A 14765-nucleotide genomic window follows, 5' to 3' on the forward strand; every position below is an offset into this window, starting at 1 on the left:
GGCCCTCCCATCCCTTTCCCCCGAGAACCATTAGAAAGGCAGAGCCATGAATTTCCGGACATTTGCTGCTTTTGTCGGTCCCTCTGTCTTTATGATGCTTCTCTTCATCGCGTTCCCGCTGGTCAGCGTGTTCAAGCAGAGTTTCTATATCACCCAGCCGATCTATGAGACGGTTGAAAAAGAAACCTGTACCCCTGGTTTCCTGACCCAGACCTGTGTGACCGAAAAGGTGTCGCAGCCAAAGCTGGATGAGCATGGTGAGATCATCACGCAAACCCAGTATGTGGGGTTGCAAAGCTATCGCAATGTTCTGGAACCTGACCGCGCATGGCGCGCCATAAGTGACGGCAGCTGGCATGTGCTGTCGACGATCAATTTCTGGAAGGCCCTGCGGTTCACGCTGACGTTTACTTTGATCACCCTGCCGCTGGTGGTCGGTTGCGGGTTAGGGATCGCGATCCTGATAAACAATGCTGCGCGTTCTATCCGCGGTCCGGTGATATTCGTCTCTCTGCTGCCTTTTATCATCACTCCGGTGATCGGAGTGCTGTCAATCAATTGGCTGTTCCGCGGCGACGGTATCCTGACTGCGATGATGGAATGGTGGCTGAACCGTGACATAGCCCTGTTCGCGCAGGCTTGGACGATTGAAGTCCTGATGATGATCTACCGCGTCTGGCACGTGGCGCCCTTTGCGGCCATCATCTTTTACGCCGGTCTGCAAACGGTCAATCAGGACAGTCTGGAAAGCGCGATTATTGACGGGGCAACCCGCTGGCAGCGGCTGAAATACATCGTCATTCCGCATCTGATGCCGCTAATCATATTTGTATCGATGATCCACCTAATGGACAGCTACCGCGTGTTCGAAGAAATCGTTGGCTTCTCAAGCCAGGGCTATGTGATCTCGCTACAGTGGTTGACGTTTGACTACCTGACGCCGGATCAGGCAGGCAACCGGTCGATCAGCCGTGCCTCGGCCAACTCGATGCTGACCATGATTGGCGTTGTCATCCTGCTTATCCTTCCGCTGCGCCGCACATGGCGCGATCATAAAGGAGGTCACTGACATGTCCTCGCGCGCGCTTCGCCAACCGCTCAGCCTGCGGCTGACCTCGAACATCTTTCTGGCGCTTTGGTGCCTGATCGCGGCCTTCCCGATCTTCTGGATCGTAGTGATGAGCTTCAAATCGCCGGTCGATGCGTTCGACAGTAACGCGCTGAACGTGATTTTCGGCCCGGCCACACTGGGCGTCGGCAAGGGGCTGTCGCTGCTGGATATCATTCTGGGCGTGGCGGTGATCTGGGCAACGATAATCATCGCCACCAAAACACTGCCGTCGATGGTAAAATCTTACTCGAAACCCGGACAGGAATGGTTCGGCTGGGTCATTGGCGTACTGGTCGTTTTGGTGGGCTTTCTCGTGGTGTTCTTTGTCGTCCTGCCGGCCGTTCTAAACGTGCTCAACCCGTGGTTCGGGCCCTTGGGCCGGGACGTGCTTGGCCTGACCACCGAACACTACAAGACCGTCTGGATTGACCGGGGCTTTTCAAACAACTTCAAGAACTCCCTGATCGTGACAACAGGTGTGGTGACCGTGTCGCTGACCGTTGGGACGTTGGCGGGATATGGTCTGGCACGGTCTGGATCGACTTTGGCTTTCTGGATCCTAATTGTCGCCTTGGTGTTCCGGGCCCTGCCGCATTCGGTGCTGGTGGCTGGTTATCTGCCGGTTTTCATCAACTCGGCTGAATGGCTGGCCCCGATCCTGGGTGAAAATGCACCAACACTTTACGGCAAGCCATTTGCGGTGATTGCTGTTCTGGTTGCGATCAATCAGCCATTCACGATCTGGATGCTGCGTTCGTTCTTTCAGAATATCCCGGCAGAGCTGGATGAGGCCGCCCGCGTTGATGGTTGCAGCCATTTTCAGGCCTTCCGCCGTGTGATCATGCCGGTAATGTGGCCGGGGGTGATCACCACAGGCCTGTTCAGTTTCCTGCTGGCGTATAACGACTTTCTTGTCACTGCGTTGCTGCTGGACGCGCAGAACCAGACCATGGTTCCCGCCATTGTCGGCATGTTCAACCGCGAGACGACTACAACCGACCAAGTGGTCGCGGTTGCCGCCGCCGTGTCGATCACTGCGCCGCTGATCTTCCTTGTGCTGATCTTCCAGCGCCAGATCGTCAGCGGTCTGACAGCCGGAGCGGTCAAAGGCTGATGAGCAACCATGCACGCCATAACGCCATGTCGCGCCACCCGGCGCTGAACAGGATGCCGAGGGACTTTCTGAGTATCGGGGCTGTGATCCCCAAACTCTCTCTCTGGCAACCTGAAAGGACATAGACATGAAAGGTTCCCGTCCCGAACAAGCGGTTCTGACCCGCGACACGGACATGAGCAAAACCGAAGACACGCGCCGCGTGATCGAAACCATGGTGGATGGTCTGAACGATCACCGCATTGATGACATCGGAGAATTCTTCACCCAGGGCTTCCGCTGGATGGGCAATCAAGGCTGCGGCACCAAAACCGGGCTGAAAGAGTTTCAGGAAAACTGGCAGCGCCCGTTTCAGGCGGCGTTTTCGGACAAGACCTGCATCGATGAGGCCCGTCTATACATGGGCGAATGGGCAGCAGCCTTTGGTCGTCAGGAAGCAACCCATACGGGTGAGTTTCTGGGCATCGCCCCTACCGGCAAGCGGGTCGAGATCCGCTACATGGATTTTTGGAAAGTCGTTGACGGCAAGATCGTCGACAACTGGGTGAATGTCGATTTCGCACATGTCGCGGCGCAACTGGGCGTCGACCTGTTCAACGGCCAAGGCTGGGAAGCATTTGACCGGGGTGAGAAATGTCCACCCCGGCCGGAAAACTGAGGATTGGAAACATGGCAATCGAGTATCTTAAACGCGGCAAATCCGATGCGGACCGGGCGGAAGATGATGCCAAGACCCGCGCCGTGGTTGAGGCGACGCTGAAAGACATCGAAACCCGCGGTGATGCTGCGGTGCGTGAGTTGAGTGAGAAGTTCGACAACTACTCGCCAGCCTCGTTCCGCCTGAGCCAGAAGGAAATCGATGACTTGATCGGTCAACTGACCGATAGGGAACTGGCCGACATAAAATTCGCACAGGAACAGGTGCGCAACTTTGCGCAGGCTCAGCGGGATTCAATGCTGGACATCGAGGTTGAAACCCTGCCGGGCGTGATCCTTGGCCATAAGAACATCCCCGTACAATCGGTCGGGTGTTACGTCCCCGGCGGCAAGTTCCCAATGGTGGCGTCGGCCCATATGTCCGTGGCCACGGCCTCAGTTGCCGGTGTCCCTCGGATCATTGCCTGCACGCCTCCGTTCAAAGGCAAGCCGAACCCAGCAGTGATTGCGGCCATGCATTTGGGTGGCGCGCATGAGATCTACGTTATGGGTGGCATACAGGCCATTGGTGCGATGGCTTTGGGCACCGAGACGATTGATCCGGTTCACATGCTGGTTGGTCCCGGTAACGCCTTTGTCGCCGAAGCCAAGCGCCAGTTGTTCGGGCGCGTCGGCATTGATCTGTTTGCAGGTCCCACCGAAACCATGGTGATCGCGGACGAGACCGCAGCAGATGCCGAACTGTGCGCAACCGACCTGCTGGGGCAGGCCGAACACGGCTATAACAGCCCCTGTGTGCTGCTGACCAACTCTCACAAGCTTGCCAAAGAGACACTGTCCGAGGTGGACCGCCTTTTGGGCATCCTGCCGACTGCAGACACCGCGAAAGTGTCCTGGGATGAATATGGCGAGGTGATCGTCTGCGACACGTATGACGAGATGCTGCAAGTCGCAGATGACATCGCCTCGGAACATGTGCAGGTGATGACGGATCGTGACGACTGGTTCCTTGAGAATATGACCTGCTACGGCGCGTTGTTCCTTGGTCCGCGCACCAACGTGTCAAACGGGGACAAGGTGATTGGTACGAACCACACCCTGCCAACGAAGAAGGCCGGGCGTTATACTGGTGGGCTTTGGGTTGGGAAGTACCTGAAAACGCACAGTTATCAGAAAGTTCTGACCAACGAGGCGGCGACACTAATCGGCGAATACGGCTCGCGTCTGTGCATGTTGGAAGGTTTTGTTGGCCACGCAGAACAGTGCAACGTCCGCGTGCGTCGCTATGGTGGCATCAATGTGCCCTATGGCGAACCCGCGCCGTATCGGGATGCCGCTGAATGAGTGACAGGCATACACAGCATAAGGCCCTGATCGCTCCGCTTAGGGCCGCGATGTATGATTTTTCCGAGGCCGGTGTTCGCGCGGCACTGGCCGAGGTAACGGCCTCGGACGCCGTTTTCCACCTATGCCATCCCTTTGGCGACAGCATTGGCAGCGACGCTTTCTATGACCGCGCCTATAAAGACCTGTTGACGGCCTGGCCCGATCTGGAACGCCGCGACTACATTGTCATGGCCGGCCCGGATGAACATGGTTCGGACTGGGTCGGGTGCGGCGGCTACTACACGGGCACATTCACCGGCCCATGGCTGGACATCCCACCGACTGGTAATCAGGTTACTATGCGGTTCCACGAATTTTACCGTTTCGAAAACGGCAAAATCGCGGAAATACAGGCCCTTTGGGATATCCCCGAGGTGATGATGCAGGCAAATGCCTGGCCGATGGCACCCAGCCTTGGACGCGAATGGCATGTGCCGGGCCCGGCCACGCAGGACGGGTTCGTTCCCGGTCCGTATGATGAGGCAAAGGGCAAAGAGACCTGTCAGCACATCATCGATATGTTGGAGCACCTCAAGAAACACCCCAAACAGGGTGGCCCCGAGGTGATGGAGATGGAACGGTTCTGGCATCCGCGCATGAACTGGTACGGGCCGTCGGGCATTGGAACCGGGCGTGGCTATGCGGGCTTTCGCAATTGGCACCAAATTCCGTTCCTGAGCGGAATGCCGGATCGTGGGCAGTTCGTGGACGACATCACCTACCACTTTTTCGGTGATGGCGAATACGCGGCTGTGACCGGCTGGCCCAATATGATCCAGACCGTCACTGATGACGGTTGGATGGGCATTGCGCCCTCGGGCAAGAAAATCACCATGCGTAGCCTCGATTTCTGGCGGCTGGAAAACGGGCGCATTCGTGAAAACTGGGTGCTGGTCGATCTTCTGGATGCTTATCGCCAGCTAGGCGTTGACGTCTTCGCCCGTCTACGGGAATTCAACAAAGCGCGAAACATAGGGCGCATTGAAATACCGGATGGAATGAGCTGATGACTGAACTGCCACGCACCCCTTCGTTTTACCTGACAGGAAAGACCGCCCTGGTGACAGGTGCCTCTTCAGGCATCGGGCAGGGCTGTGCCGTGGCGCTGGCCGAGGCGGGCGCGCATGTCGTCTGTGCGGCCAGAGGCGAGGACCGGTTGAATGAGACGGTGGCTGCTCTGCAGGGGCAGGGCTGGTCAGCCGAAGCGCTTGTGCTGGACCAGGGCGATCTGGGAAAGCTGAAACAGCTTTTCGAAACGCGAAACTTCGAGGTCGTGGTGAACTCGGCCGGGGTCGCCCGTCATAGCCCCGCAATTGAAACGACACCCGAAGACTTCGATGTCGTTACCGGCGTCAACTTGCGTTCCGCCTACTTCCTTTCCGCCTATGCTGCGCGTGCCTTGATCGATGCTGGCAAGCCAGGGTCCATAATTCATATCTCCAGTCAAATGGGCCATGTGGGCGGCGTAGACAGGGCGCTTTACTGTGCAACCAAGCATGGGCTCGAAGGTATGGTCAAATCCATGGCCATCGAATGGGGCAAGCAGGGCATTCGGATCAACACGGTCTGCCCGACGTTCATTCGAACGCCGTTGACCCAGTCCACTTTCGACAACCCCGAACGCGCCGCGTGGATCATGGAGAAGATCAAGCTGGATCGCGTGGGCGAGGTCGAAGATATCATGGGCGCGGTACGCTACCTCGCCTCGGATGCCTCAGCGCTGGTTACGGGCACCTCGATGTTGATTGACGGAGGTTGGACAGCAGATTGATGGCCGAGAAAGTAACATCACTCCAGGTCGCGCAACTTGCCGGTGTCAGCCAATCCGCCGTCAGCCGCGTCTTCACGCCGGGCGCTTCGGTCAGCAAGAAGACGGAAGAAAAGGTGCGCAAAGCCGCGACCGAGCTTGGCTATCGCCCCAATGTGTTGGCGCGCGCGATGGTGTCGGGCAAAAGCCGCATCATCGGTTTGGTCGTCGCCTATCTGGACAACTATTTCTATCCCGAAGCGCTTGAGAAGTTGTCGAACGAGTTGCAGGAGCAGGGGTATCACGTCCTGATCTTCATGGCCTCCAGAACGGCCGGAAACATTGACGACGTTATGGAGGAAATTCTTGATTATCAGGTTGATGGCGTGATCCTGGCCTCGGTCGCGATGTCGTCCGATATCGCAACACGGTGCCAACAAGCTGGTGTGCCGGTCGTGCTGTTCAACCGTAGTCAGGATATCGACGGGATCACCTCGGTGACCTCTGATAATTACTCCGGCGGTCGCAAGGTCGCTGAATTCTTTGTTGCCGCAGGCCACAGTCGCATCGCTTACATTGCCGGTTGGCAGGGTGCCTCAACCCAGCGAGACCGCGAGGCCGGTTTTCGCGCCGCACTCGGTGATGCAGGTCAGGATTTGTACGCCTACGAAATCGGAGAGTTCCTGACCGAAAATGCGCGATTGGCCGCGCGCCGCATGTTTGACGTTGAACCGCAAAAACGACCCGACGCGGTGTTCGTCGCCAATGACCATATGGCGCTTGCCGTGATGGACGTCGTTCGGTTTGAACTCGGAATGCGTATACCAGAAGACGTTTCTATCGTTGGATACGATGACGTACCGCAGGCCGGATGGCTTGCCTATAACCTCACCACCATTCGTCAACGCGCCAACCTGATGGTTGCGGAAACCGTTGATGCCTTGTTGGACCATATTGAAAACCCGGCAGTTGCCGCAGCCCGCAAGGTCGCGATTGATGGGCCGTTGATCGTGCGTACTTCGGCACGGCTGCCCAAAGGCTGGACCCCGCAAAGGATGAAAACATGAAAGGCTTTGATCCCAAGTTCCGGGATTTTCCCGACTATATCATCGGAATTACCAAAGAGATCTGGGAAGACCGGGGCATCGCAACCCTGCACGAATATTACAGCGAAGATATCGTCGTTCGTTCACCCGGTTCGGTGGTTGTGGGAAATCAGAATGTGATCGGCGCCACGATGGCGACCCTGGCCGAGTTTCCGGATCGGCAGTTGATGGGTGAAGATGTGATCTGGTCGGGCACGCCGGAAGAGGGCATGCTCAGCTCTCACCGCATCCTGTCTACTGCCACGCATCTGGCCGAAGGGGTTTACGGCAAACCTACGGGTACGAAACTTTGCTATCGGATTCTGGCCGACTGCCACGCCATCGACAACCAGATTAACGACGAATGGTTGATCCGCGATCAGGGCGCGATTGTGCGGCAGATGGGCTGGGACCCAAAGGAATACGCCGCTGATCTGATTGCGCGCGAGGGCGGTAAGGACAGCTGCACCAAGCCTCTGACCCCCGAAATCGACCAGCCCGGCCCCTACAAGGGTCGCGGCAATGATAATGAGTGGGGGCAGCGATATGCTGATATCCTGACCCGGATCATGAGTGCCGATATGGGCACAATCGCGACTGAATATGACCGTGCGGTGCAGTCTGAGTATGTGGGCGGCGTCACGGGGCACGGCCGGGATGCCGTCGACCGGTTCTGGATGGGGCTGCGGGCGAGTTTCCCGAATGCTGAATTCAAGATTGAACACCAGATCGGGCGCGACGACCCGGATATGCCGCCGCGATCAGCAATTCGCTGGAGCCTTTGGGGCAAGCATGACGGCTGGGGCATGTTCGGGGCGCCGACAGGGGCACAGGTTTATGTCCTCGGGATCAGTCACGCCGAGTTTGGCGCGTTGATTGCGGGGCAGCCGCAGCTGCGCCGTGAATATACTCTGTTCGATGAAACCTCGGTCTGGAAACAGATCCTGTTGCAGAGCGGAGAGGTCTGAGTGGCCCGCCCGGTCGCATATCGTATCCTTGCAGGTGGTCTGTGTGAAACCGGAGCCCGTCGACGTTTCCATATGTTCCGTCAAAGCCTGCGGGCGCGGCGACTGAATCTGCGCCCGCCAGGGGAGTGAGCGCCTGTGCCGCCTGAGCACACGAGCTTGCATTCCTGAAAACAAAATATCGGATCATACATCATGACCAAATCAGCCATCACTTCCCGCATTGTCCGCTACGGCGAGCTTCAACCCTGTAAAACCGCGTTTATCGATGCCCATACGCCGGGCAGCGATCAGAAAGAGAATTTCACGATCATCGGCGGTGGCGTCTCGGAATCTCCGGATCAGCACGTGCACATCACCGACAAGATCGGCTTCAACATAGGTGCCGCGGGTCAGCCGCCGAAATGCCGGAACTCATTGCACAGCCACACAACGGCCGAGGTTTTCTTTGTTGCCAAAGGACGCTGGCGCTTTTTCTGGGGCCGTTATGGCACCGCCGGTGAGTTCATCGCCGAGGAGGGCGATATTTTCAACATCCCGACCGGCATCTTCCGTGGTTTCGAAAATGTTGGCCAAGACTACGGTATGATCATGGCAATCTTGGGCGGAGACGACGCGGGCGGAGGCGTCACTTGGGCCCCTCAGGTCATCGAAGATGCGCAGGCGCATGGTCTGATGCTGGGCGACAATGGCGTTCTGTATGACACCAAGAAAGGGCAGGAGCTGCCTCATAATGTGCACCCTATGCCCTTGCTGACCGAAGAGCAGTTGAAGGGCTATCCTGAGGTTCCTGTTGAGGATGTCGTCGGCAAATATGTTGCACGGTATTGGGATTTGATGGCGTTGTCGGCCAATAAGCCTGCGCAGGTGATTGGTGAGAGCGGGCTGATCAAGGATAAGCCGGGTTTTTCGGTAGACTTCCTTGGCCGGGGGTCCTCTGTGACCGAACCGATTGCGGCGGATAAACCTGTGGTTCTGATGCCAGCCAGCGGTCACTGGCATATCTCGATCGACGGGCACGAAACCACAATTTCGACAGGTGACACGGCTCTGGTTTTGCCCGGCGAATCCTATAGCGTTCAGCCATCAATGACCGGGCAGGCGGGCCTGTACCGGATCACTGCAACCGATGAACCGGCAGGAGCGACCTGGACAGGATGAGCGCAGACCCGAACGACACCCAAGCCATATATGAGCGGCAAGCCACAGAGTATGACAAGCGCCGCTCAAAAGCCCTTTTCGAGGCGCGCTGGCTGGCGCGCTTCACGGCCAGCCTCAAACCGGGTGACCACGTACTGGATCTGGGCTGTGGCACAGGCGATCCCATTGCGCGCTGGTTTATGGCCGAAGGGTTCGCCGTCACGGGTGTCGATTTTTCCGCAGCCATGCTGAACATCGCCAAAGAACGCTGGCCGGACGGGGATTGGCGGAAAGCTGACATGCGGGATTTTGAGCTGGATCAGCAATTCGATGGGATCATCGCCTGGAACAGTTTCTTTCACCTGACAGCGGATGAGCAGAAGGGCTGCATCACCCGCATGGCGCGCCATTTACATAATGGTGGAATGCTGATGCTGACCGTAGGCCCACGCGCCGGGGAAGTCAGCGGCACGGTGGGATCAGAGCTTGTCTACCACGCCTCGTTGTCCCCGGCCGGTTATGCAACGTGCCTTGAAGAGAACGGGCTGCAAATGACCGGCTTTTTGGCCGAAGACCCCGAAACTCAAAGCCATACTGTGCTGATGGCACGAAAACTGTAAGGAGGTCTTTATGGCCGTAAAAACCACACATGTTGGGTCTTTGCCCCGAAAACAGGACGTCGTGGATCTTATCTTTGCCAGGGAAAACGGTGAACCATATGAAGCAGCCGCGTTTGACGCGTGTATGACCGCCGCAGTCTCTGAAACGGTGCGCAAACAGGTCGAATCCGGCGTTGATATAGTCAGCGACGGTGAGACTTCGAAGATTTCTTATGCGACCTATGTCAAGGACCGCTACACCGGGTTTTCCGGTGACAGCCCTCGAAACGCGCCTGCAGATTTGAAGATGTTCCCCGGATTTCTGCAGCGGCTGGCCAATAACGGTGGCACGCCGCAATACGCCCGGCCAATGTGCACCGGCGAGGTGCGATCAAAAGGGCAGGGCGAGTTAGAGAAAGACATTGCCAATCTCAAAGCGGCTATGGCGCAGCATGGGGTCGAGCGCGGTTTCATGAATGCCGCGTCCCCGGGCGTGATCTCACTGTTTTTGCAGAACGATTTCTACCCCACACGTGAGGCATATCTGGCGGCGCTGGCCGATGCCATGAAAGAGGAATACGAAACTATCGTGGCCGCTGGTCTGGATCTGCAACTGGATTGTCCCGATCTGGCCTTGTCGCGCCATATGCTGTTCACAGACCTTTCAGACGACGCGTTCGTCGAAATCGCCGATATGCATGTCGAGGCGCTGAACCACGCGCTTCAGAACGTCCCGCAGGATCGCGTGCGGGTGCATATCTGCTGGGGCAACTACGAGGGTCCGCACTGCTGCGACATTGCGATGGACAAGGTGTTCAGCACCCTGATGGCGACCAAGTCGCGCTATGTCCTGTTTGAGACCTCGAACCCGCGTCACGCCCACGAGTGGACCGTGTTCCGCGACCGCAAATCTGAGATACCCGATGACAAGGTTCTGGTCCCCGGGGTGGTCGACACCACCACCAATTTCGTCGAGCATCCCGAGCTTGTGGCCCAACGGATCGAACGTTTTACGGGAATCGTCGGCGCGGACCGGGTGATAGCAGGCAGCGATTGTGGCTTTGGCACCTTTGCGGGCTTCGGCGCGGTTGACCCTCAGATCGCCTACGCCAAGTTGGCCGCGCTGTCTGAGGGGGCCAAGCTGGCCTCGGCATGATACCCGTGATTTTCTTGCCGGGCATGATGTGTGACGCCCGCCTTTTTGGCCCGCAAATCGACGCACTGTCTGGCAGGATGCCTGTGATGACATTCCCGTTGTCGCGACACGACAGCGTGCAAGCCATTGCAGATGACATTCTGCAAAACACGCCGTCTGAATTCGCGCTGGCAGGATTGTCGATGGGCGGTATCGTGGCAATGGAAGTATTGCGTCAGGCCCCGGAACGTGTTTCGCGCCTGGCTTTGCTCGACACAAATCCACTGGCTGAAAAGCCAGAGGTCAAAGCCCGCCGCGCGCCCCAGATTGCAGCCGTTCGCGACGGCAAGCTGAGGTCGGTGATGCGGGACGAGATGAAGCCCAGTTACCTGTCGGACGGGCCCAACCGGGGGGCTATCCTGGATCTATGCATGGCAATGGCCACCGACTTGGGCCCTGCCGTATTCTTGCGCCAATCACAGGCTCTGATGAATCGCCCGGACCAAAGCGTGACGCTGACAGCTTTCACGGGAAAGGCTTTGGTTCTGTGTGGGCAAGAAGATCGGCTGTGCCCCGTGGAGCGCCACCAGATGATGCACGATCTATTGCCAGACAGCACGCTGGAGATCATCGAAGGTGCAGGGCATCTGCCGACATTGGAACAACCCCAAAAAACCACAGCGGCTTTGGTCCGTTGGTTGGAGGACACATGACGCCATCCCTTTTGTCCCTGCTTCGCAAGGTCGATACCCCCACCGTCTGCAATGCCATTGAGGTGGCGCAAGGCAAGCGCGGGTTCGATGATTTCACGCGCGGAACCATGCTGTGTTCAGCGCCTGAGGAACCTCCGATCGTCGGCTATGCCCGTACGGCAAAAATCGCGGCAGTCAATCCACCGACCGAACCGCCTGACGTCATCAAGACCCGGCGCATGGCCTACTACAAATACATGGCCGAAGCGGTCAATCCGTGCGTCGCGGTGATCGAGGATATGGATTATCCGGATTGCATCGGAGCCTATTGGGGTGAAATCAATACATCCGTCCACAAGGGTTTTGGTATGTCCGGTGTCGTAACCAATGGCGTCATGCGTGATCTGGGAGACTTACCCAAGGGGTTCCCGGTTGTTGCCGGCTCCGTCGGGCCAAGCCACGGTTTCGTCCACGTCCGCGAGATTGATACACCGGTTTCCGTTTTTGGCCTGACAGTTAATCCTGGCGAATTGGTGCACGCCGACCGTCATGGCGCGTTGGTTGTACCCGATGATGTCGTCGACCAGTTAGAAGCAGCAATCCAAAAGCTATTGGTGACAGAACGCATCGTCTTGGATGCAGCCAGTCAGCCAGGGTTTGATTTTGACGCTTTTGAGACCGCTTGGGCGGCCTTCGAAAAAGCCAGGGTCTGACTATAGGGGCCGTCATTCCGCATGCCGCCGCGCCTCAGAGCTTCTGCTCGACGAGGGCGAACAGCTCAATTGGATGCGCAACGCCACGAATGTCGTGAAACCCGCAAGAAGCAAACAGATCATCCGAAGCGCCAGCAACGACTGACGTTGCCAAAACTCTTCGGCCAATAGATTTTGTCAAACCCTCAATTCGGCTGGCGACGTTCACCGCGCCACCAAGTACAGTAAAATCCAGTCTTCCGGGGCTGCCGATGTTGCCATAACTGACTTGCCCTGCGTTGATCCCGATACCAACGTCTAGAGCCGGTTTTCCGGCTTCCGCGCGACTGCAGTTGACGGCGGTCAGACCAGCCAAAACACTTTGCGCTGCATACGCAGCTTTGCGACATCGGTCAGCGCGATCAGCTTGCGTGGCGATGGTGAAAATCGACAGAATACCGTCACCCATAAATTTAAGAACATCGCCTCCATTCTCTTCCACTGACTGAACAACTAGATCGAAGTATCCGCTCAGCGCGTCAAAAACTTCCTCTTCAGGTGCGCTGTCCGATAGCGCCGTAAAGCCGCGCAAATCTGAGAACATGACCACGGCCTCAAGCGTTGTACGTTCCCCTCGTTTGATGCGCCCGTTCCAAACGCTGTCCGAGGGCCCATCGCCAAGGTAGGTTCGCAGAAGGCCTTTGGACGATTTGCGCATTGTGACAGGTTCCAAAGCCGAAGACAGCGCGGGCAGCGCGTCCTCGATCAATTTCAGATGCAGTGGCGAGAACCCTTCTGGTGCTTGGGTAACAAATGTGCAGCCGTGTAGTGATCTGTCGCCGTAATAAAGCAGGGTGGCATAATAGTCGGTGCCGCCCTGCTCGGCGAAGTCCAGGTAGGATGAATGCTCTGTCTTTGAATCCAGCTGGCGTAGACATTTGTGAAGTGGCTTTCGGTGTTCCAGAATATACTCAAATGAGCTTCCTACGTACCCGTCGGTCAACATCGTCTCATGTGTGACGTCATAGCTTTCGGTTCCATCAGGTGTCCAAACCACACCCCAAGCAATGAGTAAGGGATTGGCGAAGCGCTGGCCAATATTGACCCGCCAGAGCGGGACACCCGCCTTTATTAAGGAGGAGCAGAAATGCGACACCACTTTCACGGGATCGCCTGATTGGCGCCCTTCAGTGATCATCCAGTTTGTCAGTTGGGCTACGGAGTCCATTATTTCAAACTAGTCGCTAGGGCTGGATGCACAAAGGAAATTGGGCCTGTGATGGGCCGATTTGAACCAAATGAAGCCCGCGCATGATGCCAGGCGCGTTTAGGCTTGGCGCAAATTCAGGAGGCGATCCATCGAAGATCTCAAACCACAAACAGCTTGTTTTGCACGACCTGGCCCCAGATTGGGCTACCCGCTTCAAGCGCCTTGCCAAGGACGGCTTGGCAAGGCCGTGGTCATGTCCCGCTTGATCCCCAGGATGCATTCGCGTTTTAAGGGCGGTCGTCAAAAACGGGTTTGTAGCCACTCGCAAAAAGCGGTCGAAACGTGTGATCCCGCCGTACCTGTTTTGTGTTGCAAGACGTAGTGAGCCTGGCCTGTATCAACGGGGGCACCGACAATTCTGATCTGGCGGCCGCTTGCGATGGCCTGCTGCGCGAACCGGTTGATCATAATGGTGCAGCCGCTTTCCGCAGCCACCAATTCGCAGGCGGCAACCGAGGTATCGACGATAAGGCGCGGGGATACATCTGCGTTGGGCAGACCACGGGCCGACAGATACCGCGCCCAATGATCGTCAAACCCCAGAACGTGGATGGCAGCGTGGGCCAGCAGATCCTCGGGTGTTTTGATCATTGGCGCGGTGCGCACACCGCAAACCGGAACGATGAACTCATCGGAAAGCTTGACCATGCGCGTGTCGGAATGGGTTTGCGGAGCCAACTGGATGTCAACGTCCACGGGATGCCCTTCCTGGCCGCTCTGCCACAGAGAGGTGACAAGTTTGATCCCGATACCGGGATGGGCTGTCTGAAAGGTTGCAAGTTGCGGCGCCAGCCAAATGATCATGGCCGCCGACGCCCGCACTACGATCGTCGTCTCCAAGGCAGGCCCAAACAGCCCGTTTGTGGAAAATGCGATGTGCTCCAGTGAATCCCGGACCGATATCAAATAGGCCCGGCCGATTTCCGTCAGTTGCAGGCTTTTGGCCTTGCGAATGAACAGTTTCTGCCCCAGCTGACCTTCCAGCGCCTTCATGTGCTGACTGACAGCCGTTTGTGTCAGCCCCAGCTCTCGGCTGGCGGCGGTAAAGCTTAAATGACGTGCGGCGGCCTCGAAAGTGCGAAGCCAGTTCAGGTTGAGATTGCTTTTCATTGCCCATTCATAAGTTTTTTATGTGCATGGACGCAAATTGTTTCATTTTCCTTCATTTCGGT

Annotated in this window: 15 protein-coding genes; 13 read left to right on the top strand and 2 right to left on the bottom strand. The window is 57.1% G+C overall.

Translation table 11 applies throughout. The annotated features are described in order from the left end of the window. Window positions 1–46 precede the first annotated feature (46 nt). From AC2FIO_RS16295 to AC2FIO_RS16355, 13 genes are all read left to right on the top strand, one after another. Window positions 47–1069, top strand: a complete 1023-nt coding sequence (locus AC2FIO_RS16295; protein ID WP_496698919.1) for a carbohydrate ABC transporter permease — start codon at window positions 47–49, stop codon at window positions 1067–1069. Window position 1070: 1 nt separating this feature from the next. Continuing rightward, window positions 1071–2225 carry a carbohydrate ABC transporter permease gene (locus AC2FIO_RS16300; protein ID WP_109312349.1) on the top strand — a complete coding sequence of 385 codons (1155 nt, stop codon included), beginning with the start codon at window positions 1071–1073 and terminating at the stop codon, window positions 2223–2225. A gap of 127 nt (window positions 2226–2352) precedes the next feature. Continuing rightward, window positions 2353–2883 (top strand): ester cyclase, encoded by a 531-nt coding sequence (locus AC2FIO_RS16305; RefSeq protein ID WP_496698921.1) that lies wholly within the window; start codon window positions 2353–2355, stop codon window positions 2881–2883. 11 nt (window positions 2884–2894) lie between these two features. Then, window positions 2895–4226: a histidinol dehydrogenase gene (gene hisD, locus AC2FIO_RS16310; RefSeq protein ID WP_496698923.1), complete on the top strand. Its 1332-nt coding sequence runs from the start codon at window positions 2895–2897 to the stop codon at window positions 4224–4226. Then, window positions 4223–5275 carry an ester cyclase gene (locus AC2FIO_RS16315; protein WP_496698925.1) on the top strand — a complete coding sequence of 351 codons (1053 nt, stop codon included), beginning with the start codon at window positions 4223–4225 and terminating at the stop codon, window positions 5273–5275. Before hisD ends, AC2FIO_RS16315 begins: the two co-directional genes overlap by 4 nt. After that, a complete protein-coding gene (locus AC2FIO_RS16320; RefSeq protein WP_496698927.1) occupies window positions 5275–6039 on the top strand; it encodes an SDR family NAD(P)-dependent oxidoreductase in 765 nt (254 codons plus the stop codon). Before AC2FIO_RS16315 ends, AC2FIO_RS16320 begins: the two co-directional genes overlap by 1 nt. Beyond that, on the top strand, window positions 6039–7082 hold the full coding sequence (locus AC2FIO_RS16325) for a LacI family DNA-binding transcriptional regulator (protein ID WP_282120208.1): 1044 nt from the start codon (window positions 6039–6041) through the stop codon (window positions 7080–7082). The genes AC2FIO_RS16320 and AC2FIO_RS16325 overlap by 1 nt, the downstream gene beginning before the upstream one ends. After that, window positions 7079–8068, top strand: a complete 990-nt coding sequence (locus tag AC2FIO_RS16330) for a nuclear transport factor 2 family protein (protein ID WP_496698930.1) — start codon at window positions 7079–7081, stop codon at window positions 8066–8068. Before AC2FIO_RS16325 ends, AC2FIO_RS16330 begins: the two co-directional genes overlap by 4 nt. Before the next feature lie 192 nt (window positions 8069–8260). Continuing rightward, window positions 8261–9226 (top strand): cupin domain-containing protein, encoded by a 966-nt coding sequence (locus AC2FIO_RS16335; RefSeq protein WP_472722924.1) that lies wholly within the window; start codon window positions 8261–8263, stop codon window positions 9224–9226. Beyond that, on the top strand, window positions 9223–9825 hold the full coding sequence (locus AC2FIO_RS16340) for a class I SAM-dependent DNA methyltransferase (RefSeq protein ID WP_496698932.1): 603 nt from the start codon (window positions 9223–9225) through the stop codon (window positions 9823–9825). Before AC2FIO_RS16335 ends, AC2FIO_RS16340 begins: the two co-directional genes overlap by 4 nt. A 10-nt stretch (window positions 9826–9835) precedes the next feature. Then, entirely contained in the window at window positions 9836–10960 is a 1125-nt protein-coding gene (locus AC2FIO_RS16345; protein ID WP_496698934.1) for a cobalamin-independent methionine synthase II family protein, read from the top strand. Then, window positions 10957–11652, top strand: coding sequence for an alpha/beta fold hydrolase (locus AC2FIO_RS16350; RefSeq protein WP_496698936.1), 696 nt, complete (start codon window positions 10957–10959; stop codon window positions 11650–11652). The genes AC2FIO_RS16345 and AC2FIO_RS16350 overlap by 4 nt, the downstream gene beginning before the upstream one ends. Next, entirely contained in the window at window positions 11649–12344 is a 696-nt protein-coding gene (locus AC2FIO_RS16355; protein WP_472722927.1) for an RraA family protein, read from the top strand. The genes AC2FIO_RS16350 and AC2FIO_RS16355 overlap by 4 nt, the downstream gene beginning before the upstream one ends. Window positions 12345–12378: 34 nt before the next feature. Here the strand turns inward: AC2FIO_RS16355 and AC2FIO_RS16360 are convergent, their stop codons facing one another. Then, a complete protein-coding gene (locus tag AC2FIO_RS16360; protein ID WP_496698938.1) occupies window positions 12379–13551 on the bottom strand; it encodes an adenylate/guanylate cyclase domain-containing protein in 1173 nt (390 codons plus the stop codon). A gap of 282 nt (window positions 13552–13833) precedes the next feature. Then, the gene (locus AC2FIO_RS16365) at window positions 13834–14703 is read right to left on the bottom strand and encodes a LysR family transcriptional regulator (RefSeq protein WP_496698940.1); all 870 of its coding nucleotides are present in this window, start codon (window positions 14701–14703) and stop codon (window positions 13834–13836) included. Window positions 14704–14765 lie beyond the last annotated feature (62 nt).

The organism is Ruegeria sp. CDSB086 (assembly GCF_059611065.1).

What these genes read in the sequence shown, in the direction of transcription:
- AC2FIO_RS16295 (WP_496698919.1), top strand. Translation starts at nt 47, where the DNA reads ATGAATTTCCGGACATTTGCTGCTTTTGTCGGTCCCTCTGTCTTTATG.
- AC2FIO_RS16300 (WP_109312349.1), top strand. Translation starts at nt 1,071, where the DNA reads ATGTCCTCGCGCGCGCTTCGCCAACCGCTCAGCCTGCGGCTGACCTCG.
- AC2FIO_RS16305 (WP_496698921.1), top strand. Translation starts at nt 2,353, where the DNA reads ATGAAAGGTTCCCGTCCCGAACAAGCGGTTCTGACCCGCGACACGGAC.
- hisD (WP_496698923.1), top strand. Translation starts at nt 2,895, where the DNA reads ATGGCAATCGAGTATCTTAAACGCGGCAAATCCGATGCGGACCGGGCG.
- AC2FIO_RS16315 (WP_496698925.1), top strand. Translation starts at nt 4,223, where the DNA reads ATGAGTGACAGGCATACACAGCATAAGGCCCTGATCGCTCCGCTTAGG.
- AC2FIO_RS16320 (WP_496698927.1), top strand. Translation starts at nt 5,275, where the DNA reads ATGACTGAACTGCCACGCACCCCTTCGTTTTACCTGACAGGAAAGACC.
- AC2FIO_RS16325 (WP_282120208.1), top strand. Translation starts at nt 6,039, where the DNA reads ATGGCCGAGAAAGTAACATCACTCCAGGTCGCGCAACTTGCCGGTGTC.
- AC2FIO_RS16330 (WP_496698930.1), top strand. Translation starts at nt 7,079, where the DNA reads ATGAAAGGCTTTGATCCCAAGTTCCGGGATTTTCCCGACTATATCATC.
- AC2FIO_RS16335 (WP_472722924.1), top strand. Translation starts at nt 8,261, where the DNA reads ATGACCAAATCAGCCATCACTTCCCGCATTGTCCGCTACGGCGAGCTT.
- AC2FIO_RS16340 (WP_496698932.1), top strand. Translation starts at nt 9,223, where the DNA reads ATGAGCGCAGACCCGAACGACACCCAAGCCATATATGAGCGGCAAGCC.
- AC2FIO_RS16345 (WP_496698934.1), top strand. Translation starts at nt 9,836, where the DNA reads ATGGCCGTAAAAACCACACATGTTGGGTCTTTGCCCCGAAAACAGGAC.
- AC2FIO_RS16350 (WP_496698936.1), top strand. Translation starts at nt 10,957, where the DNA reads ATGATACCCGTGATTTTCTTGCCGGGCATGATGTGTGACGCCCGCCTT.
- AC2FIO_RS16355 (WP_472722927.1), top strand. Translation starts at nt 11,649, where the DNA reads ATGACGCCATCCCTTTTGTCCCTGCTTCGCAAGGTCGATACCCCCACC.
- AC2FIO_RS16360 (WP_496698938.1), bottom strand. Translation starts at nt 13,551, where the DNA reads ATGGACTCCGTAGCCCAACTGACAAACTGGATGATCACTGAAGGGCGC.
- AC2FIO_RS16365 (WP_496698940.1), bottom strand. Translation starts at nt 14,703, where the DNA reads ATGAAAAGCAATCTCAACCTGAACTGGCTTCGCACTTTCGAGGCCGCC.